The following is a 20,894-nucleotide window of genomic DNA, read 5'->3' on the forward strand; positions in this document are numbered from 1 at the left end:
GCTTCGCAGTCAGTTGTCTGCGTATAGTATCAGGTTATCCTCCGAGCTTGAATTTGACATGGACACGATCCAGATCCGCGGCGCCCGCACTCACAATCTGAAGAACATCGATCTGGATCTGCCACGCAACAAGCTGATCGTCATCACCGGTTTATCCGGTTCCGGCAAATCCTCGCTCGCCTTCGACACGATCTACGCCGAGGGACAGCGGCGCTACGTGGAATCCCTGTCCGCCTATGCGCGGCAGTTTCTGTCGATTATGGAGAAGCCCGACGTCGACCATATCGAAGGGCTGTCGCCCGCCATCTCCATCGAGCAGAAATCGACCTCGCACAATCCCCGCTCCACGGTTGGCACGATCACCGAGATCTACGACTACCTCCGCTTGCTGTTTGCTCGGGTCGGCACGCCCCGGTGTCCAGAGCATGGCATCTCGCTCGAAGCTCAGACCATCAGCCAGATGGTGGATCACCTGCTGTCGCAGCCGGAGGACAGCCGCTGGATGCTGCTGGCGCCGGTAGTCAGCGGGCGGAAGGGCGAGCATGCGCAGGTCTTGGAAGGCCTGCGAGGTCAGGGTTTCATCCGGGCGCGTATCGACGGCGAGGTATTCGAACTGGACGATCCGCCGAAACTGGATCTTAAGCGCAAGCATACGATCGAAGTCATCGTCGATCGTTTCAAGGTCCGCGCCGGGCTGACGCAACGTCTCGCGGAGTCGTTTGAGACCGCGCTGCGGCTGGCTGACGGCATCGCGCTGGCGGTTTCACTGGACGAACCCGTTACCCAACTCGTCTATTCCGATAAATACGCCTGCCCGCACTGTGGCTACTCGCTCAGCGAACTGGAACCGCGGATCTTCTCATTCAACAACCCGAACGGCGCCTGCTCGCACTGCGATGGGCTCGGTGTGATGCAGTTTTTCGATCCGCAGCGCGTCGTGCACGACGAGCAACTGAGTCTGGCGGGCGGCGCGGTGCGGGGCTGGGACCGGCGCAATGCCTATTACTACCAGATGCTGCGTTCCCTCGGGGAGCATTATGGCTTCGATCCGGAACAGCCGTTCGGCACTCTTCCCGACGCCGTCAAGGAAGTCGTGCTGCATGGCAGTGGCGGCGAGGTGATCGCCTTCCATGTGCCGGGAGCGCGCGGCCAGACCCTAACTCATCGGCATCCCTTCGAAGGCATCCTGCCGAATATGGAGCGCCGTTACCGCGAAACGGACTCGGTGCTGGTGCGCGAAGAACTGGCCAAGTACCTTTCCAGCCGCCCGTGCCCGGAATGCGAGGGGACCCGACTGAACCGGGCCGCGCGCCATGTCTTCATCAATGACACGACGCTGCCCGCCGTGACCGAGTGGCCGATTCGCCGGACGAGCGCGTTCTTCGACGAACTCACTCTGACCGGGCGGCGTGGCGATGTCGCGGCGAAGATCGTCAAGGAAATTCGCGCGCGGCTGCAGTTTCTGGTGAACGTGGGGCTGGACTACCTGAGTCTGAACCGCAGCGCGGAGACCCTGTCCGGTGGCGAAGCCCAGCGGATTCGCCTCGCGAGCCAGGTGGGAGCCGGGCTGGTCGGTGTGATGTATGTGCTGGACGAGCCGTCGATCGGTCTGCACCAGCGTGACAATGCGCGGTTGCTTGACACCCTGGTCCGCCTGCGGGACATCGGCAACACCGTGATCGTCGTCGAACATGACGAGGATGCGATTCGCCTTGCGGATCATGTCGTCGACATCGGTCCGGGCGCCGGCGCGCACGGGGGACGCATCGTCGCCTCCGGCACCCCGCACGAGATCATGGCGAATGCGGACTCGCTGACCGGCCAGTACATGTCTGGCGCTCTGCGTATCGAGTTACCCGAGCGGCGTGCCGCGGCGCAGACCGACCAACGGCTGCGTATCCGGAATGCCCGCGGCAACAACCTACACGGCATCGACGTGGAGATTCCGGCCGGCTTGCTGGTTTGCGTCACCGGCGTTTCGGGTTCCGGCAAGTCGACGCTGATCAACGACACGCTCTATCGCTGGGTGGCGCGAGAGCTAAACGGAGCCGCGGTGTCACCGGCGCCTTGCGATGGCATCGACGGCCTCGAGCTGTTCGACAAGGTCGTGGACATCGATCAGAGCCCGATCGGCCGCACGCCGCGGTCGAATCCCGCGACTTATACCGGTCTGTTCACACCGATCCGGGAACTGTTTGCCTCGACGCCGGAGTCGCGGGCACGGGGTTATTCGCCGGGCCGTTTCAGCTTCAACGTCAAGGGCGGCCGTTGCGAGTCCTGCGCTGGCGATGGTCTGATCAAGGTCGAAATGCATTTCCTGCCCGATGTCTACGTCCATTGCGATGTCTGCAAGGGCCAGCGCTATAACCGGGAGACGCTGGACATCCGCTATCGGGGTAAGACCATCCATGAAGTGCTGACGATGACGGTGGAAGAGGCCAATCACTTCTTCTCGGCGATCCCTACCGTGTCGCGGAAGCTGCAGACGCTCGTCGACGTCGGCCTGTCCTATGTGACGCTTGGGCAGAACGCCGTCACTCTGTCCGGGGGGGAGGCCCAGCGCGTCAAGCTGGCGCGCGAGCTGTCGAAGCGGGATACGGGCAAGACGCTGTATATCCTGGACGAACCGACGACGGGCCTGCATTTTCACGACATTCAACAACTGCTGCGGGTGTTGCACCAGTTGCGCGATCACGGGAACACCGTGGTCGTGATCGAGCACAATCTCGATGTCATAAAGACGGCCGACTGGATCATCGATCTCGGGCCCGAGGGGGGCGACGGCGGAGGGCGGATCGTCGCGGCGGGTACGCCCGAGGACATCGCCAATCATCCGGCGTCCCACACTGGACGTTTTCTGCGGCCGGTGATCATGCGCGAGCGGAATTCCCCCGCGGATACAGCAGACGCCCATGACACGGCCATGGCCGGCGCCGATGCCGATTGATTGGTCGCCGGCGTTCCGTCCGGCGCGCTGGCTGCAGGGAGCGCATCGCCAGACGATTTGGCCCGCCCTGTTCCGGCGCATCCCGCCTTTTCGGCGGCAGCGCGAACGGCTGGTAACGCCGGATGGCGATTTTCTGCACCTGGACTGGTTCGGCACCGGGACAGGGCCCCTGATCCTACTGTTGCATGGCCTGTCGGGTTCGTCCGAATCAGGCTATGTGCGAGGCCTGCAAGTCCGGCTCGCGCAGTGCGGGTTTCGCACGGTCGCGATGAATTTTCGGGGGTGTAGCGGTGTCATGAACGACACCGCCCGCTGCTATCACTCGGGTGAAACCACCGATCTCGACTTCGTAATCGGCATTCTCCGCTCGCGGGAGCGGGACACGCCCATTGGTGCGGTCGGTTTCTCTCTGGGCGGTAACGTGTTGCTCAAGTGGTTGGGCGAGCAGGGGGACCAGGCTGCTCTGTTCGGTGCAGTCGCCGTCTCGGTTCCCCTGCGACTGGACCTCTGCGCGACGCGCATGGATCAAGGTGCCTCCCGGTTGTACCGCGACCGCCTGCTGCGCGAATTGAAGGACTATTTGTCGGTGAAACGCGCTCACCTGCAACGCATCGGGCGCGCGGATGAGGCCCGGAGCATCGAGGCGCTCGGCGACTGGCGCGCCATCCGCTCTTTCTGGGAATACGACCAGCAGGTCGTCGCTGGTCTCTACGGCTTCCGAGATGCCGCGGACTACTATGAACGCTCGAGCGCGCGGCAGTACCTGCGTGGGGTTCGTGTTCCGACCCTGGTCATTCAGGCGCTGGATGACCCCTTCATGACCCCGGCCGTGTTGCCGGAAGCGGACGAACTCTCCCACTCCGTACTGATCGAAGTGACGCGGGCGGGCGGGCACGTGGGCTTCGTCGAAGGACCGGGGCCGGCCCAACCCAGGTATTGGCTTGACGGCCGCATCCCGGACTTTTTCGACGAGCAGCTCGCCTCGCTCAGACATGCGGCGGCGAGACCCGACCGTTAAACTATGCGCCTTGCGCTCCCCCCTGGAGGCGCTCCCATTCTCGTAAGACCATGAGCCGATACGACCCCGAACACGATTTGACGTTGAGTGAAGTTGGCAGGCGACTGTGGAACCCCATCGTCCGTCTTGTGGTGTCCACCTGCCAGCGGTTTTACTTTCGCGCGGTCGAGTCAGTGGGCCAGCACAAGCGCGACATCCTCATCGCGCGCGTCGAAAACGCACGTGACAGTCTGGAAGAGGCGAAAGACCAGTTCCAGAGCGCGCTCGACAAATTCTCTGCCTTGACCCATTTCGACGGCGGCGAGTTGGACGACGTTTATCGCCAGTTGAAAATCGAGTTCGATTACAGCGCCGCCAAGGCCCTGGCCGTGAAGGATCGCATCGATGCGGTGCAGGACGTAGCGGAAGCGCTGTTTCAGGAGTGGGAGAGCGAGCTGGATCAGTACAGCAATCGCAGCTTGCGCGCTGCCAGCCGGCAGAAGCTCAAGCAAACCCAACAGCATTACGGTCAGCTGATCACCGCAATGCGCCGCGCCGAAAGCAAGATCGGACCCGTGCTGGGCGTGTTCCAGGATCAGGTCCTCTACCTGAAACACAATCTGAACGCTCAGGCCATCGTGTATCTGGAGGATGAACTAGTCGGCATGACCAACAATGTTGCCGGCTTGATCGGCGCGATGGAGCGGTCGATCGGCCGCGCGAATGACTTCGTCCGCACGCTCAATGGGCCGCGCGCGCTGTCGGTCGACGGGTGATCACCGTCAGCGTCGGACCAGGCGGAGGGGCGCCGACGCAGGGTGCTCAGGGCAGGTGGACGGGGGTCGTAAAGACCCAGTCGCTGTCCTTCGCGCCGGCATGGCAGCCAAAACACTCCTGCGCGAAATTCGCATCCGTACCATAGGGCCGCTGTTCCGTTCCCAGCCAGCGCCCGAACCCCCAACCGCCGGTGGCGGCGTACCGAGCCGAGTTCTTCACCATGAACTCGGTGTGAACCAGTGCGTCGGGCACGATCGCGGTGGCGAATTTCGGGTGGCTGCGTTCCTTCCACACGATCTTGGCAAGGACGGTGCCTTCCGGCCACGGTTTGGTGTGGCCCTCGCGAGCTGCAGCGATGGCGACATCGTTTCCCAGGATAGCGCGCAGAGTCCCGTTCTCGGTGCGATGCGATACGCCGATCAAGCGCCAGTCCGGGTAGCCATCCGGGCGCTGGAGCCCATTCGGCGCAGGCGTTAGCTCAGCGGCGGCGGTCAGACTCCTCAGGGTGGCCAACACGGCGGCCGCAATCAGTTGGGCGTAGCATCTCATCGCGTGGATCCTTCGTAAGTTATGGGCTGGCAAGCGGCGAAACGCTAGCAGAAAGGCGGCGCAGCAGCAAAACGCGCGAGTGTCTCCGACATACCCGGAGTGGAAAGGTCTATCCGAGGCGCCAGGTCGTCACTCCTGATCGGGCGAAGCGGCGGCGCCGAGTGCCAGCGCGTGGGCGAGGGTCTCGATCATGCGTTCGGCTGCGTCTCGGACGTTAGCCCCACAACTGATCAAGCCATCGCGATGTCCCGCCATGGCGACGACGGGAAAGCTCTCGCGTTTCGCGGCGGCCGCAATCGCATAGGCCATTTCGGGTGTGCCGTAGGCGACTTCCGGGGGCACGGTCGTCAGTTTCAAGTCGGACCGGAGTTGCCATATTTCCGGCGAATGGACGTGAATCACGCAGTTCACCCGCGGGTCGGCGCTATAGACGGCAGCGTGGGTCAGGGCTTCGGATGACGGGGGCAGGGGGCCCGTCGCGGAAATCCTGTTCCGGCTCAGGTCGTAACTGGCCACGCAGCTGTAATGCCGGGATTCCAGGACTGGCAGCCCACCGGTCTGGGTGCCGCTGATCAGGAAGGCCGAAGCGGATTCGGCACCCGTGGCGGGCGAGAGACGCTGGCTGACGTTGCCATAGGCCAGTCCACCGTAGCGGTGTCGATCCCGTCCGGTAAGACCTAGCCGGTACAGCACGGTGCGCCAGGCGTTGAGCGTTACGATCAGGCCGGGCTCTACCGGCGGCGCCATGAGGAAATCCAGGACGAATTTCGTGACGCCTTCGGTTTCTGCAGAGTCCGCGCCTGGTGTGCAGCCGCTCATGAACGCATGGCTCGGGCCGGTCGTCGTCGCCATGCGACATAGGCCGTCAATGCGAGCACCAGGATGATCCAGCCCGCGGCCCCGTAGCCGATGACCTGATCATAGGGACTGACAAGAAACGACAGCGGTTTGTGGGGGTCGGGGTTCGTATAGCGCCGCGCCAGCTTGATCACCAGCACCCAGCCGGCGTGGATGCCGATGCAGAGTATCAGGCCATCGCGGCGAATCCACCGCACGACGGCCAAAAAAAGACCCGCGCAAAACAGGGCCAGCAGTGCATCGAGGCGCGTCTCGGTCATCAGATAATCAATGCCGTCGGACAGGATTGAGAAGCCGGAGTACCACTTGACCTCGTCGCCAGCGGGGCGCAGGTCGTTCTTGACGAAATGCAGGATTGCGTAATACGCGGCCGTTACTCCCGCCGCGCCGAGCCAGCCGCCGAGTCGAACCATTGCGGCCAACATCACTCCGCGGAAAATGAGTTCCTCCATCGTCGCCACGAGCAACCCGCTCGCGAGTGCCGCAGGCACAGCTGAAGTAAAGTCCGCGATGGTAGGTCTGATCGCCGGGTTCGGTTTGAATATCTGGAGTTGGATCATGACCGCTACGTGGACCGATAAAATCGCGATGCCGATTCCGAGACCCCACAGCAACTGCTTCCAGCCTAGCCTGGAGTTGCCGGGAAGTCCGATGTCGGCCCGCTGCAGACCCAGCGCCCGACCCAAAGGGATCAGGCTCAGTAGCAACACGATTTGGGCGCCCCGCGACACGACCAGGCTGAAGTTCAGTGATCCCAGCGTCACGAGATGGACGCCATACGCCAGCAATGCGGCTAGGGTGACCACGATCGAAAGGTAGAGCACTGGGGCAAGCAGCAGCGCTGCGAAGCGGGCGATTGGCATGCGTGAGGGCGGCAGTTCCGGGTGTTTGGAGAGGGGCGAAGAAGCGCGGGGAAGGCCGGGCACAGCACAGTGAGAAAGCCCGGGCTCGGCAAGTCCCGAGACAAACGAGTATAATTCAGGACCATAGACCTTGCGAATGTGGCGAAACTGGTAGACGCGCTGGATTTAGGTTCCAGTGGGGCAACCCTTGAGAGTTCGAGTCTCTCCATTCGCACCAGCATTTCCCCTGTGCGCGTTCTGTGGTCGTCTCTCCTGTCGGGACGCTGCGGCAGCCGCTCTCGCTGGACCCGCCGTCAGTCTACCGGGTCAGTTCTGGCGACATCCCCTACAACATTTTCGTGAATTGTTTTTGAGCCGAGGATAAGTCGATGCAAATTTCCGTCGAAAGGATTGATGAGTTGAATCGGAAGCTGACCGTTCAAGTGCCGGAGGCGACCATCCGCGAACGGGTGAATTCCCGACTTCAGTCGCTGGCCAGGGAAGCCAAGTTCGACGGGTTTCGCCCCGGAAAAGTCCCTGCGACCCTGATCAAGAAGCGCTTCGGCGCCAAGGTGCGCGAGGAGGTTCTCGGTGATCTGATCGAGTCCACCTTTGCGCAGGCAGTGCGCGACGAAAAACTGCGCCCGGCCGGCATGCCCCGGATCAGCACCAAGGCGGCGGACGAAGGTAGCGGGCTCGAGTACGAGGCCGCGTTCGAGGTCTTCCCCGAATTCGTCTTGATGCCGGTGGAGACGCTCGACGTGAAGCGCTACAAATCATCCATTTCCGAGCAGGATGTCGACAGCATGATTGAGCGCCTGAGGGATCAGCGCCGGAGTTGGCGTGCGGTGGAGCGGCCCGCTGCCACCGGCGACCGGGTCACGGTGGATTTCTCCGGGAATGTCGACGGCGAGAACCTGTCTGAGGAGAGAATTCGGAATTTTCCGGTCGTCCTCGGCGGCAACCAGACGATTCCCGGTTTCGAAGGTCAATTGGAGGGTGCGGTTGCCGGTGCTTCGCTCGCCTTCGATCTGGAGTTCCCGGCCGATTACCACAACGGCAAATGGGCGGGAAAGTCGGGCCATTTCGATGTCGAGGTGGCCAGTGTTGAGGAAAGTGTTCTGCCGGATCTGGACGCCGAGTTTGCCAAGTCGCTGGGCATCGAGGATGGCGATCTGGAAGCCTTGCGGCGGGACGTTCGGGAGAACATGGAGCGGGAGATGCAGCGCGGGCTGAAATCCCGGACCAAGACGGCGTTGATGGATATGCTCTACCAGCGGAATCCGATCGTGCTGCCCAGCACCTTGGTGGAATCGGAAATCAAGGACCTGATATCGCCGCAAGTCGAGCGCGCAGGGAAGACCGGACAGTCGGTGGATGAGGCGGCACTGCGCGAGAAGTATGAACCGCTGGCTCGGCGCCGCGTGGCTCTGGCCCTGATCCTGAATCAGTTGATCGAAGTGAATCAGCTCAAGGCCAATCCCAAGAAAGTGCGTGAAACGGTCGAGGAGATGGCGGCGAGCTACGAGCAACCGGATCAGGTGATTCACTGGTATTATTCAAATGCCGACCACTTGCGTGAGATCGAAAATCTCGTGCTGGAAGATGAAGTCGTTTCGTGGGTTCTGGAACGGGCCCGCGTCACCGATGAGACCATCGGCTTCCAGGAGTTGATGCAGCCCGCCGTGTCCGGCCAGTGAACCACTTTATCGACTTTGTAGCAGGTGAATGAAGGCATGATGCGCGACTTTCCGAACGAACACGCAACGCGGGCAAGCGGGCTGGTCCCGATCGTGATCGAACAGTCCGCCCGGGGCGAGCGGGCCTTCGACATCTACTCGCGACTCCTCAAGGAAAGGGTGATATTCTTGGTTGGGCCCGTCGAAGATTACAGTGCCAACCTGATCATTGCCCAGTTGTTGTTCCTGGAGTCCGAAAACCCGGACAAGGATGTACACCTTTATATCAACTCACCGGGCGGACTGGTGACTGCCGGGTTGGCAATCTACGACACGATGCAGTTCATCAAGCCAGATGTGAGCACGTTATGCGTTGGTCAGGCCGCGAGCATGGGTGCGCTGTTGCTGGCCGGTGGGGCTGCAGGCAAGCGCTACGCGCTGCCGCATTCGCGCGTAATGATCCATCAGCCGCTGGGTGGATTTCAGGGTCAGGCCAGTGATATCGACATTCATGCGCGCGAGATCCTCGCGACGCGGGATCGCTTGAATCGTATTCTTGCAAACCATACCGGTCAGCCGATGGAGAAAATCCAGGTCGATACGGATCGCGACAACTTCATGAGTGGTGACGAGGCAGTGGAGTACGGTCTCATTGACCGCGTGCTGTCCAACCGTTGACGGAGTGCGGTGCGGCCGATGATGTTGTCGGGCCTATCGTTCGACAGGGGTGTGCGTGAGCGCCCTTCTGCTCTTAATCAACCACCTTCGCGGTCCGAGAAACGAGGAGTGATCGATGAGTGATGAGAAGCATGGCAAAGACGGAGGCGGACGGCTGCTGTACTGTTCGTTTTGCGGCAAGAGCCAGCACGAAGTCCGCAAACTGATCGCCGGGCCTGCTGTCTTCGTCTGCGATGAATGCGTGGAACTGTGCAACGACATCATCCGGGAAGAGCTCCAGGAAAATGTTGCCGCCAGTGTCGACAAACTGCCCAAGCCCAAGGAAATCAAGGCTGTACTCGACGAGTACGTGATCGGGCAGGAGAAGGCCAAGCGGATACTTGCGGTTGCGGTCTACAACCACTACAAGCGATTGCGGATCCACTCGAATTCGAAGAAGAGCGACGTCGAACTGGCCAAGAGCAATATCCTGCTGATCGGCCCGACCGGTTCAGGCAAGACCTTGCTCGCCGAGACGCTCGCCCGCCTGCTGGATGTCCCTTTTACGATCGCCGATGCCACGACGCTGACGGAAGCGGGCTATGTCGGGGAGGACGTTGAGAACATCATCCAGAAGATCCTGCAGAAGTGCGATTACGATGTCGAGAAGGCCGAGCAGGGCATCGTTTACATTGACGAAATCGACAAGATCTCGCGGAAATCCGACAACCCGTCCATCACGCGCGACGTATCCGGCGAGGGGGTCCAGCAGGCGCTGTTGAAATTGATCGAAGGCACCGTTGCCTCGGTGCCGCCGCAGGGCGGGCGCAAGCACCCTCAGCAGGAATTCCTTCAGGTCAACACGGCCAATATCCTTTTCATCTGTGGCGGGGCGTTCGCGGGTCTCGACAAGATCATCCGCGCGCGATCGGAGCGGGGTGGAATCGGCTTCTCGGCCGATGTGAAGAGCAAGGACGACCAGCGGAATGTGGGCGAAATCCTGTCGGATGTCGAGGCTGAGGACTTGATCCGGTATGGGTTGATTCCGGAGTTCGTGGGTCGCCTGCCGGTGGTGGCAACCCTCGAAGAGTTGGATGAGTCGGCCTTGGTGCGGATTCTGACCGAACCGAAGAACTCGCTGCTGCGCCAGTATCGCAAGCTGTTCGAAATGGAAGGGTGCGAACTGGAGATTCGGGATGACGCTCTGAGCGCCATCGCCCGCAAGGCTATGGAGAGGAAGACAGGTGCGCGCGGCTTACGGACCATCCTCGAGCATGTTCTGCTCGACACGATGTACGAGTTGCCCTCGGCCCAGCACATAGCCAAAGTCGCGATCGATGAGAAAGTGATCAAGGGCGAGTCAGAGCCGTATACCATCTACAAGAGTACCGAGCGGCAGTGTGCCGGCGCGGATTGAACTTTAGGGCGGTTTTTCTGCGCATTGTCCTCATTCAGCCCGGCGGGTGTCGGGCTGCTCTCCTCCAAGCGGGAATTTAAAGGGTCTCTTCCGCTTGTTTGTGCGGGTCCGCGCCCCCATGTCGTTGCGGAGCACCTAAAACCAGACATCGGCACGCCTAATCCATGGAAAATTCCAATCCCCAGTTGCCCGGTTCAGCCGCCATCGTCGTCCCGGTCCTGCCGTTACGCGATGTCGTCGTCTACCCCCATATGGTCATTCCGCTCTTCGTGGGGCGGGAGAAGTCGATCGTCGCGCTCGACGTCGCGATGAAGGACAACAAGCAGATTCTGCTGGTCGCGCAGAAAGACGCGGAGATCGACGATCCCGCGTTCGAGGATCTGTATGCAGTGGGCACCCTGTCGAACATCCTGCAACTGTTGAAGTTGCCCGATGGCACGGTGAAGGTCCTGGTCGAGGGCGAGCAACGAAGCCGCGTCGAGCGCTACGTCGCACAGGATCGGCACTACGTGGCCGAGGTGTCGCGGATGGCTGAGGAAGTCAGCCTGACGGAACAGGAAGTCGACGTGCTGATGCGGACCGCTGTTACCACGTTCGATCAATACGTCAAACTGAACAAGCGTATACCGCCCGAGGTCGTCAACTCTCTTTCCGGAATCGATGACGCGAGCCGCCTGTCGGACACGATCGCGGCCCACATGACGATCAAGATCGAGGAGAAGCAGAGCATCCTCGAAACGATGGATATCGTGATCCGGCTGGAGAAGTTGATCACCCTTATGGAGGGTGAGAACGACATGCTGGAGCTTGAGCGCAGAGTCCGCGGACGCGTCAAGCAGCAGATGGAGAAGAACCAGCGCGAGTACTATCTGAACGAGCAGATGAAGGCCATTCAGAAAGAGCTCGGTGAAATGGAGGACGCGCCGAACGAGTTCGAGGAACTGGCGCGGAAGATTCAGAAATCCGGTATGTCACCGGCCGCGCGCCAGAAGGCAGAGGCGGAGTTGAACAAGCTCAAGCTGATGTCGCCGATGTCGGCGGAGGCGACGGTCGTGCGGAACTATATCGACTGGATGGTCGGTATGCCCTGGAAGAAGCGGACCAAGGTCAGCAATGACCTGGCCAAGGCAGAGGAAGTTCTGGAACGCGAGCACTATGGCCTGGATAAGGTCAAGGAGCGTATCGTCGAGTACTTGGCGGTGCAACAGCGCGTCAAGAAGATGAAGGGGCCCATCCTCTGTCTGGTCGGGCCACCGGGCGTGGGCAAGACTTCCTTGGGCCAATCGATCGCGCGCGCGACTAACCGGAAATACGTGCGTATGGCCTTGGGCGGCGTTCGGGACGAGGCAGAGATCCGCGGCCATCGGCGGACGTACATCGGGTCGATGCCCGGCAAGATCCTGCAGAATTTGTCCAAGGTGAAGACCTGCAATCCGGTCTTCATGCTGGATGAAATCGACAAGATGTCGATGGATTTCCGTGGTGATCCGGCCTCTGCGTTGCTCGAGGTTCTGGACCCGGAGCAGAACCATACTTTCGGCGATCACTACCTCGAGGTGGATTTCGATCTTTCGGAGGTGATGTTCATCGCGACGGCCAATACCCTGAACATCCCGGCACCCTTGTTGGACCGCATGGAGGTCATCCGGATCGCCGGCTATACCGAGGCCGAGAAGATCAACATCGCAATTCGGTATCTGGTGCCCAAACAGTTGAAGAACAACGGTTTGAAGGCTCAGGAGATTCAGATCAGCGAAAGCGCAATACGAGATATCGTCCGGTTTTACACGCGCGAGGCAGGGGTACGTAATCTTGAGCGCGAGATAGCGAAAATCTGTCGTAAGGTCGTGAAGAATCTGGTTTTGAAGCCGAGCACGAAACGCGTCACGGTGACACACCGCAACCTGTCGGATTTCCTTGGGGTCTCGCGCTTTCGGTATGGACGAGCCGAGGAGCAGGATCAGGTGGGGCAGGTCACAGGCCTGGCCTGGACCGAGGTCGGCGGCGAGCTGTTGACTATCGAGGCCGTGGTGATCCCGGGCACGGGAAAGCAGACGTACACCGGCAAGCTCGGGGAGGTCATGCAGGAGTCGATTCAGACGGCCATTACCGTCGCTCGGTCGCGCACGGATCATCTCGGTATAGAAGCGAGCTTCTACCAGAAGCACGACATGCATGTGCACGTTCCGGAAGGCGCCACCCCGAAGGATGGGCCGAGTGCGGGAATCGGCATGTGCACGGCATTGATCTCGGCTCTGACGAAGATCCCGGTTCGATCGGATGTGGCGATGACCGGAGAGATCACACTGCGGGGCGAGGTTCTACCGATCGGTGGCCTTAAGGAAAAGTTGCTGGCTGCTCACCGCGGAGGCATCACAACGGTCGTAATCCCCCAGGAAAACGAAAAGGATCTGGTCGACATACCCAAGAATATCAAGCAAGACCTGAAGATCGTCACCGTCAAATGGATCGATGAGGTATTGCGTACGGCGCTGCAGCACATGCCGGAGCCTCTCCAGTCCGAGGCAGTGGCTGCCGAGGTTGACGCGAGTGCGAAGCAGAATGGCAGTGCAGGGATGGTCACCGCGCACTGATCGCAGCCCAACTTGAAGGCCACTCTCGAGAGCCTGGAACGCGCGGGGGACAAGGACTTCTTGCTTGACACGCGTTTTTTGCAGTTGCTAAAGTCTGCGTCGGGCTGGCGATGCTTGGCTGTAAACCCGCAAAAGGAAATAGACTCATGACCAAGACACTGGACGGGGGACGTAACTAGATGAATAAAGCGGAATTGATTCAGGCGGTCGCGGATGCCACCGACCTGAATAAAGCGGAGGCCGGACGCGCGGTTGATGCGGTTATCGACGCCATCACCGCAGCGCTGAAAAAGGAGGACACGGTCTCCCTGGTCGGTTTTGGTACGTTTGCCGTCAAGTCGCGCGCAGAGCGGCAGGGCCGAAATCCTCAGACGGGTGACACGATCACGATCCAGGCAGCAAAGATTCCTTCTTTCAAGCCTGGAAAAGCACTGAAAGATGCTGTAAGCTAGGCGTTCTTTGGGTGCTTAGCTCAGCTGGGAGAGCATCGCCCTTACAAGGCGAGGGTCGTAGGTTCGATCCCTACAGCACCCACCACCCAGCCAGTTTTGGAGCGGTAGTTCAGTTGGTCAGAATACCGGCCTGTCACGCCGGGGGTCGCGGGTTCGAGCCCCGTCCGCTCCGCCAATAGCTGAATAAACCCCGAACATTCGTTTCGGGGTTTTTCTTATCCAGATTCCGATTCGAATCCACAGGTTTGCGCCATGCTGCAGGCAATACGTGACCGTGCCCATGGGATTTTTTCCTGGGTGTTGCTCATCATCATTGGTGTTCCTTTTGCCCTCTGGGGGATTCAAAACTACCTGGACACCGGCCAGGAAAGCCCGCTGGCCGTCGTTGGAAAGCGCAAGCTGTATGAGCGGGACGTAAACCGAGCGTACGAGCAGAGTCTCCAAAGCATGCCGAGTCTGGCGCAGTTCGACGAGAAGGAGATCAAGCGGCAGTCGCTGGAGCGACTCATTCGCGAGGAGTTGATCGCCGAAGCGACCGATGCGCACCAGTTGCGGGTCAGCGATGACGGCGTGCGTGATTTTCTGCAGGGGTTGCCCTATTTTCAGACCGATGGTGCTTTCGACAGGGAGAAGTATCGTCAGCTTCTGGCATCGCAGAATCTTTCTCCCGCCGAGTACGCCGAGCAGGTGCGACGCGCGATGGCCATGGAGCAATACCAGCGCGGTATCACGGACAGTGCGCTGGTGCCTGAGGCTCAGGTCGAATCCCTTTATCGGCTCCGGAACCAGCAGCGCTCCATTGATTATGTCGTGATCCCATCGCTGAAATCAGAGCAGCCGGTGACCGAGTCCGACATAAGTGCTTATTACGAAACTCATCGAGCGGATTTCCGTGAACCTGAAACCGTCAGCATAGACTATCTGTTGCTGACCTTGGACGAGCTTGCCGGTAGCGTAAATCCCAACGAGTCAGAACTCCGCAGCTTCTACGAGGAGCAAAAGGGCGCCTTTACCACCGAGGAGCGGCGACGTGTGAGCCACATACTGATCGCTGCCGAGGAAGGCAATGCGGACGCTGACAAGGCGGCTCTGGCGAAGATTCAGGCGATCCGAGAGCGGCTGGCAAACGGCGAAACCTTTGCGAAACTGGCGAAGGAACAATCGGAGGACACCGTATCGGCTGCCAAGGGTGGAGACCTTGGGGTTCTGGCCAAAGGAACCATCGACCCCGCCCTGGAGAAAGCGGCGAAGGCATTGGCGAAGGGTCAGGTCTCGGATCCGGTGCGGACGCCGTTCGGTTACCACTTGATCCAGACGACCGAGCTGGAGCCCGGAAGCACCAAGAGTTTCGAACAGGCCAAGCCGGAACTCGTCAAAATGTTTCAGCGAAACGCAGCCGACAGCCGGTTTTACGAGCTCGGCCAGAAGCTGACTGAGCTTTCGTTCGAACACCCGGATACCCTGGAGCCGGCCGCCAAGATGCTCGGCAAGTCCGCGCAGACCAGTGCGCCTTTCACGCGCGAGACGGGCGAGGGGTTGACCGCCAAACCTGCGGTCCGGGACGCTGCTTTCAGCGAAGACGTTCTGAACGGCAAGAACAGCGATCTGATCGAGCTGAGCCCCGAAGAGGTCGCAGTCATTCGGGTTCGCGATCATCGCCCGGCGGCAGACCGTGCCTTGGAAGCCGTTCGGGCCCAGGTCATCGAGCGCATCCGGCATGAGCGCTCTGTGGCCCTGACGCAGCAGCGTGCGGCGGACACGGTAAAGGCGCTGGATGGCGGTGCGACACTGACGGATCAAGCCAAGGCCTTGCGCGTGCAGGTGCAGTCACCCGCTCCATTCCGTCGCGACTCCGACGCCCTGCCGGAGCCTTTGGTCACCGCAGTGTTCGGCGCAGGCCGACCCAAGGATGCTCAGCACATCAACGGGTTGGTAGCGATCGACGATGGTTCACAAGCCGTCTATCAGCTGAAGTCCGTGGTTGACGGGAAGTCTGGCGAGGGAGATCAGGAACTCGGGCGTCTGAGAGAGTATCTGAACAACTATGCGGGCCAGCGGCAATTTACGGCGTGGGTTGATCAATTGCGGCGAGAGGCTGACGTCGAAATCACACGCTCTGAGCAGCCTTGAACCTCAAAGATTCAGCGGTCACCCCTCGCGACCTGACATTGCATCTGCCGGTGCCACCTACGCCCGCGGCGTAACTGGACTCTTCTGGCTAACCGCGTCGAACAGACGGTCCCGTCAAGGGGCGGCGGCTAGGGTTCTGGGCTGAGCCGCCCTTTGCTGCACGGGCGTCGCAGACCTCGCGTCTGCTTGGTCTCCATCCCGCTCGGTATGGTCTCCGCTGTTGGCTGAACCGCCACTTCGTGGGTGAATTCGCGTTAAGCGCTGTGATGCAGTTCCGATAGCGCTCGACCTGGGCGGGCCCAAACGTTGGATTATTCGGCGTGGGCGAGGGGCCTGTGCGCTGGATAATGCGCGAGACTAAGACGTCAGCCGGACATCCGATGCAGAAACAATGCGTTGACGGGATATCCAGGAATTAGATTACCAGAGACCGATATTGCGGTTCGCATCTTGAAATGCCGTACGCAATTTGAAAAAACTTCGACGAGTGGCGGAGAGGGCGGGATTCGAACCCGCGTGCCGGATCTCTCCGACCATCCGATTTCGAGTCGGCGCCGTTATGACCGCTTCGGTACCTCTCCTGTATCGAGCTTCGTATGATAACCGAACTCGTGCGAAAGTTGAATCGGTGTGGCGGTCCAAGGGCTCCGGTGTTTGCGGTCGCGGGGGCTGATCGGGCAGCTGAAAGGGCTGGCTCCTCGTACGTCGGACAGAGCGCTCGCCCGCGGCCTCGAGGCCTAGTGACCCCTTTGCGGGCCAGGAAGGCCGACCGATGCTGCGTTTCGGCGAAGCCCGCATTAAACTGCGTGTACTCATGATCCGTATCGTCACTTAGTGCCCCACTAAGGCGACGTTTAACGCTGTATGCCTTTGCGGCTGCAGCATCGAGTCCCCGGCCGCATGCCTTTGATCAATCGACCGACCCGAGGATCGCCGCCGGGATGACCCTGCCGAACGCCTTGAAGGCCCTCATCATCGATTTGGATGGCGTGTTGTTCGTCGACCAGGAGCCTGTCGAGGGTGCTACCGAGGCGCTTGTGCGCCTAAAGACGGCGGGCCTCAACTGCCGTTTCGCGACCAATACCAGTACGCTCAGCTCCGAGGCGCTCCATCGCAAGCTGCTCGACATGGGCCTGCCGGTCGAACGTCATGAGATCCTCAGTGCCCCTGCGGCAGTGCATCGGTATCTGCGGGAACGCCCGGGGTCAAGCTGCTGTCTCTTGCTGGCCGAAGATGTTCGGACAGACTTCAAGGACATTCCTCAGGTGGAACTCGAACAGGCCGACTTTGTGGTGCTCGGCGACATTGGAGACGCGCTGACACGAGGGTTGCTGGACGCAGTCTTCAATCGACTGATGAATGGCGGCCAGTTGCTCGCAGTGCACAAGAATCGTTTCTGGCAAACGCGCACCGGGCTCCGTATGGACATCGGCGGGTTCGTGGCGGCGCTGGAGTATGCGACAGGGCGAGCGGCGCAGGTCATGGGTAAGCCATCGGCGGATTTTTTCCGCATTGCGCTCGCAGACCTTGGGGCAGATTCGAGCGAGGTCATCATGGTGGGCGATGACATTGATGCCGACATCGGGGGCGCGCAGCGGCTCGGCATCCGCGGAGTACTCACCCGTACGGGAAAATTTCGACAGACCTATGTCGATGCCAGCAAAATCCATCCCGCGGCGATCATCGCCTCATTCCGGGAACTCCCAGCCCTGCTCGGACTTGAGTAAGCATTGCCGTGACTCTAAGCAGATGACAACACGGGTGTCTTCGGAGATGTCACGGGACCCCATGACATGGCGGACGGGCGTGATGAGGATGCGCCGGCGCGACGCTACGAGCCGGCGGAGTGAGACGAAGGAGTCGATTTGGATTCAATAGAGGGGGTATTCACGACGCTCCCCGGCGTTGCCATTGCCGCCTGGCTCATGACGGGCCTGATCCGACGGTATGCGCTGAGGCGGCTCATCGATGTGCCGAACGACCGGAGTTCGCACGTTGTGCCGACCCCGCGGGGCGGCGGTCTGGCCGTGGTCCTCGCCTTTTTCGTGGGGTGTTTCGCAGCGGTTGTGAGCGGCGCCATGTCGCCCGCCTTCCTGGGCCTGCTGGGCAGCGGGCTGATTGTGGCCGGTGCCGGCTTTTGGGATGACCACGGACATGTTCCCGCCCGCGTGAGGCTCGCCGCGCACACCGCGGCCGGGACTGTCGCGATCGGGCTGATCGGAGGATTTCATGAACTGCCCCTGGGTTCGTGGATGTTGCCTCTGGGTTGGTTCGGCACGGGCTTCGCGCTGTTGTGGCTGCTATGGTCACTAAACCTGTTCAATTTCATGGACGGCATCGATGCGATTGCCGGAACCGAGGCGATCTTCGTGGCCGGCGGAGCTCTGGCCCTAATGGCCCTGCAGCCAGAGGGCCTCGGTGCGACCAGCGCCGCACTGGCTGTGCTGACGGCCGCGAACGCGGGCTTTCTGTGGTGGAACTGGCCGCCCGCGAAGATCTTCCTGGGTGATGTCGGGAGCGGCTTCATCGGCTATTCTCTGGCGCTGATCGCGCTGGCCGACATGAGGAGCCCAGGCGGCGGGCTCGGATTACCGGTCTGGGTGATCCTGAACGGACTGTTCGTTGTCGATGCCACCTATACCCTCGCGCGGCGGGTCATTACGGGTCAGCGATGGTACTCGCCGCATCGTCTCCACGCCTATCAGAAGGCCGCGACGATATTGGGTGGGCATCGGCCCGTGGTAATCTACGCGCTCTGCATCAACACCTTGTGGCTTCTACCTTGCGCGTTTGCCGCGCAGCGCTGGCCAAACTGGGCGGTTCCGTTGCTCGGCATGGCCCTCCTGCCGCTGCTCACTTTGGTCGTGCGGCTCAAGGCTGGCGATCCGTAACCCTTCCTGCCGTCCCGTCCCGATGAACATGTTGTCGAAGCTCCGGGCCAGAGCGGCCATCTTCATTCACGACCTGACGATGGTCGTGATCGCCTGGTTGGGGGCCTACTGGCTCCGCTTCAATCTCGGCGAGATCCCGCAGGCCTACTGGGATGCGGCCTTGAAATGGTTGCCGGTAGTCGTTGTTGTACAGGGTATCTCGTTGCGGATCTTTGGGCTTTACCGGGGAGTCTGGCGCTTCGCTTCCGTTCCGGACCTGCTCCGCATCGTCAAGGCCGTCGCGACGGGTGCCCTGGTTATCGCCAGCGTTACTTTCGTGACGAACCGGCTCGAGGGCGTGCCGCGTTCCGTGCTGCCTCTGTACGTCGTCTTGCTGACCTTGATGCTCAGTTCGCCACGACTGCTATATCGAATTTGGAAGGATCGATCGGCGTCATTACGCGATGGGCAACGGGCGCTGGTCGTCGGCGCCGGCAACGCGGGCGAGGCACTCGTGCGCGACCTGCGGCGGGATCGCGGGAGCCCGTACGTCCCGATCGCCTTCGTCGACGACGACGCGAGTAAGCGCGGGCGGGAGATTCATGGCCTCCGGGTACGCGCTGGCTGCGACCACATACCGAATCTGGTCGTCCGTCTCGACATCGACGTGATCCTGATTGCCGTCCCGTCGGCGAGCGACCGCGAAATGCGCCGGATCGTGGAGATCTGCGAAGGGACGAAGCTGCCGTTCATGACGCTGCCGTCGGTTCAGGATATCTTGACGGAGCAGCTGGGTTCGGCGCTGCGCGATGTGTCGATCGAAGATCTTCTGGGGCGCGCCCCGGTCCGGCTCGAACGCTCCAACGTGGAGGCGCATCTAGCGGGCAAGCGTGTGTTCGTCACTGGTGGCGGCGGGTCGATCGGCAGCGAATTGTGCAAGCAAATCGCACGTTTTCCGGTGGCCGAGTTGACGATATTCGAACGGTGCGAGTTCAATCTCTACCGAATTTCACAGGAACTGGGGCGGCGGTTCCCGAACCTTCGACTCCGCGCGCTGCTGGGCGATGTCGCGGATCGGCGCGCGGTCGAACGCGCCATCGCCGAAGCGCATCCGGACATCCTGTTCCACGCGGCCGCCTACAAGCATGTCCCGCTGCTGGAATATCAGCTGCGTCAGGCCGTCCTGAACAACGTGCTCGGTACGAGAACTGTGGCCGAGGTTGCTGTGGAAAGTCGGGTCGCGGAGTTCGTGCTGATCTCCACCGACAAGGCCGTTAAACCCACGAACGTCATGGGGGCGACGAAGCGGGCTGCGGAAATGATGGTTCAGGAACTGAACCAGCGCGGCGCCACGCGCTTCGTGACCGTCCGTTTCGGAAATGTACTCGACTCGGCCGGGAGCGTAGTGCCCTTGTTTCGCGAACAGATTCAGTCAGGCGGGCCGGTCACAGTCACGCACCCTGATGTGACGCGGTATTTCATGACCATACCGGAAGCCTGCCAGCTGATCATGCAGGCCTCGGCCGTTGGGCAGGGTGGCGAGGTATTTGTGCTGGATATGGGTGAGCCGATCGCTATCAGCTATCTGGCCGAGCAAATGATACGCCTGAGCGGCAAACGTCTTGGCGAAGACATCGAGATCGTCTACACGGGGCTCCGTCCGGGCGAAAAGCTGCATGAGGAGCTGTTCCTCGAGCAGGAGCAATTGCTGGAGACCGCACACAGCAAGCTGAGGTTGGCACAACCCTACGTGCCTGACGGCGATACCCTGCAAATGGGTATCGAGGCGCTGATCGAGTGTTGCCGGGACGGCGCGGACGCCGAGATTCTTGCGGCGCTGCGAAGGCTGGTGCCCGAGTTCGTAGCCGCTCGCGGCCGGGCCGGCTCCATCGATCTGCCGCGCAACGAAGCCGATCGGGTCGAGCGTAAAGATGGGGATGCCCAGTCGGCGCACGTGTCGGCCGGCTAGCGGGTTGCTTCAGACATCGCGGCGTGTCGACGTCCCCCGGCGTCAGAATAGTTGTCGCCTCTAATGTTCCGAGTGAAAGGAGATTAGAGGATCATGAGCATGATGAAAGCAACGTATTCCGAGGGCTTCAAAGAGCAGGCGCTGAAGAAGGTCTTC

At 60.9% G+C, this 20,894-nt stretch carries 15 protein-coding genes and 4 tRNA genes; 15 read left to right on the forward strand and 4 right to left on the reverse strand.

What is annotated here, in order from left to right; translation table 11 throughout:
- Positions 1-58: 58 nt before the first annotated feature.
- From uvrA to BWR02_RS04020, 3 genes are read left to right on the forward strand one after another with little or no spacing between them, the layout of a single operon-like run.
- Entirely contained in the window at positions 59-2,947 is a 2,889-nt protein-coding gene (gene uvrA / locus BWR02_RS04010; protein ID WP_139556453.1) for an excinuclease ABC subunit UvrA, read from the forward strand.
- Positions 2,937-3,965 carry a hydrolase gene (locus BWR02_RS04015; RefSeq protein WP_201276128.1) on the forward strand — a complete coding sequence of 343 codons (1,029 nt, stop codon included), beginning with the start codon at positions 2,937-2,939 and terminating at the stop codon, positions 3,963-3,965. The genes uvrA and BWR02_RS04015 overlap by 11 nt, the downstream gene beginning before the upstream one ends.
- Before the next feature lie 50 nt (positions 3,966-4,015).
- Entirely contained in the window at positions 4,016-4,720 is a 705-nt protein-coding gene (locus tag BWR02_RS04020) for a DUF2959 domain-containing protein (RefSeq protein WP_139556454.1), read from the forward strand.
- A 46-nt stretch (positions 4,721-4,766) separates the two neighbouring features.
- Here BWR02_RS04020 and BWR02_RS04025 read toward each other — a convergent pair whose 3' ends face one another.
- From BWR02_RS04025 to BWR02_RS04035, 3 genes are all read right to left on the reverse strand, one after another.
- The gene (locus tag BWR02_RS04025) at positions 4,767-5,270 is read right to left on the reverse strand and encodes a cytochrome P460 family protein (protein WP_139556455.1); all 504 of its coding nucleotides are present in this window, start codon (positions 5,268-5,270) and stop codon (positions 4,767-4,769) included.
- 129 nt (positions 5,271-5,399) lie between these two features.
- The gene (locus tag BWR02_RS04030; protein ID WP_139556456.1) at positions 5,400-6,089 is read right to left on the reverse strand and encodes a class II aldolase/adducin family protein; all 690 of its coding nucleotides are present in this window, start codon (positions 6,087-6,089) and stop codon (positions 5,400-5,402) included.
- Complete coding sequence (locus BWR02_RS04035; RefSeq protein ID WP_139556457.1) at positions 6,086-6,991, reverse strand: CPBP family intramembrane glutamic endopeptidase; 906 nt, start codon at positions 6,989-6,991, stop codon at positions 6,086-6,088. Before BWR02_RS04035 ends, BWR02_RS04030 begins: the two co-directional genes overlap by 4 nt.
- A gap of 132 nt (positions 6,992-7,123) precedes the next feature.
- Here BWR02_RS04035 and BWR02_RS04040 point away from each other — a divergent pair.
- The 9 genes from BWR02_RS04040 (at position 7,124) to BWR02_RS04080 (ending at position 15,899) form a co-directional block, all read left to right on the forward strand.
- Positions 7,124-7,208: transfer RNA gene (locus tag BWR02_RS04040), tRNA-Leu, on the forward strand.
- A 151-nt stretch (positions 7,209-7,359) separates the two neighbouring features.
- On the forward strand, positions 7,360-8,670 hold the full coding sequence (tig, locus tag BWR02_RS04045; protein WP_139556458.1) for a trigger factor: 1,311 nt from the start codon (positions 7,360-7,362) through the stop codon (positions 8,668-8,670).
- A gap of 36 nt (positions 8,671-8,706) precedes the next feature.
- Positions 8,707-9,327 (forward strand): ATP-dependent Clp endopeptidase proteolytic subunit ClpP, encoded by a 621-nt coding sequence (gene clpP, locus BWR02_RS04050; RefSeq protein WP_328591503.1) that lies wholly within the window; start codon positions 8,707-8,709, stop codon positions 9,325-9,327.
- A gap of 115 nt (positions 9,328-9,442) precedes the next feature.
- Positions 9,443-10,723: an ATP-dependent Clp protease ATP-binding subunit ClpX gene (gene clpX / locus BWR02_RS04055; protein ID WP_139556459.1), complete on the forward strand. Its 1,281-nt coding sequence runs from the start codon at positions 9,443-9,445 to the stop codon at positions 10,721-10,723.
- Positions 10,724-10,887: 164 nt separating this feature from the next.
- Positions 10,888-13,317, forward strand: coding sequence for an endopeptidase La (gene lon / locus BWR02_RS04060; RefSeq protein WP_139556460.1), 2,430 nt, complete (start codon positions 10,888-10,890; stop codon positions 13,315-13,317).
- A gap of 179 nt (positions 13,318-13,496) precedes the next feature.
- Entirely contained in the window at positions 13,497-13,769 is a 273-nt protein-coding gene (hbs, locus tag BWR02_RS04065) for a non-specific DNA-binding protein Hbs (RefSeq protein WP_139556461.1), read from the forward strand.
- Positions 13,770-13,778: 9 nt separating this feature from the next.
- Positions 13,779-13,854 (forward strand) — tRNA-Val (locus tag BWR02_RS04070).
- Positions 13,855-13,867: 13 nt separating this feature from the next.
- A tRNA-Asp gene (locus BWR02_RS04075) sits at positions 13,868-13,944 on the forward strand.
- A gap of 77 nt (positions 13,945-14,021) precedes the next feature.
- Positions 14,022-15,899, forward strand: a complete 1,878-nt coding sequence (locus BWR02_RS04080) for a SurA N-terminal domain-containing protein (protein ID WP_139556462.1) — start codon at positions 14,022-14,024, stop codon at positions 15,897-15,899.
- Positions 15,900-16,387: 488 nt separating this feature from the next.
- Here the strand turns inward: BWR02_RS04080 and BWR02_RS04085 are convergent.
- Positions 16,388-16,480: transfer RNA gene (locus BWR02_RS04085), tRNA-Ser, on the reverse strand.
- 360 nt (positions 16,481-16,840) lie between these two features.
- Here BWR02_RS04085 and BWR02_RS04090 point away from each other — a divergent pair.
- From BWR02_RS04090 to BWR02_RS04100, 3 genes are all read left to right on the forward strand, one after another.
- Positions 16,841-17,626, forward strand: coding sequence for a TIGR01458 family HAD-type hydrolase (locus BWR02_RS04090; RefSeq protein ID WP_139556463.1), 786 nt, complete (start codon positions 16,841-16,843; stop codon positions 17,624-17,626).
- Between the two features lie 138 nt (positions 17,627-17,764).
- Positions 17,765-18,790 carry an MraY family glycosyltransferase gene (locus BWR02_RS04095; RefSeq protein ID WP_236101891.1) on the forward strand — a complete coding sequence of 342 codons (1,026 nt, stop codon included), beginning with the start codon at positions 17,765-17,767 and terminating at the stop codon, positions 18,788-18,790.
- Positions 18,791-18,812: 22 nt separating this feature from the next.
- Positions 18,813-20,738: a polysaccharide biosynthesis protein gene (locus BWR02_RS04100; protein ID WP_236101893.1), complete on the forward strand. Its 1,926-nt coding sequence runs from the start codon at positions 18,813-18,815 to the stop codon at positions 20,736-20,738.
- Positions 20,739-20,894 lie beyond the last annotated feature (156 nt).

This window comes from Methylotetracoccus oryzae (genome assembly GCF_006175985.1).
Taxonomy (GTDB): Bacteria; Pseudomonadota; Gammaproteobacteria; order Methylococcales; family Methylococcaceae; genus Methylotetracoccus; species Methylotetracoccus oryzae.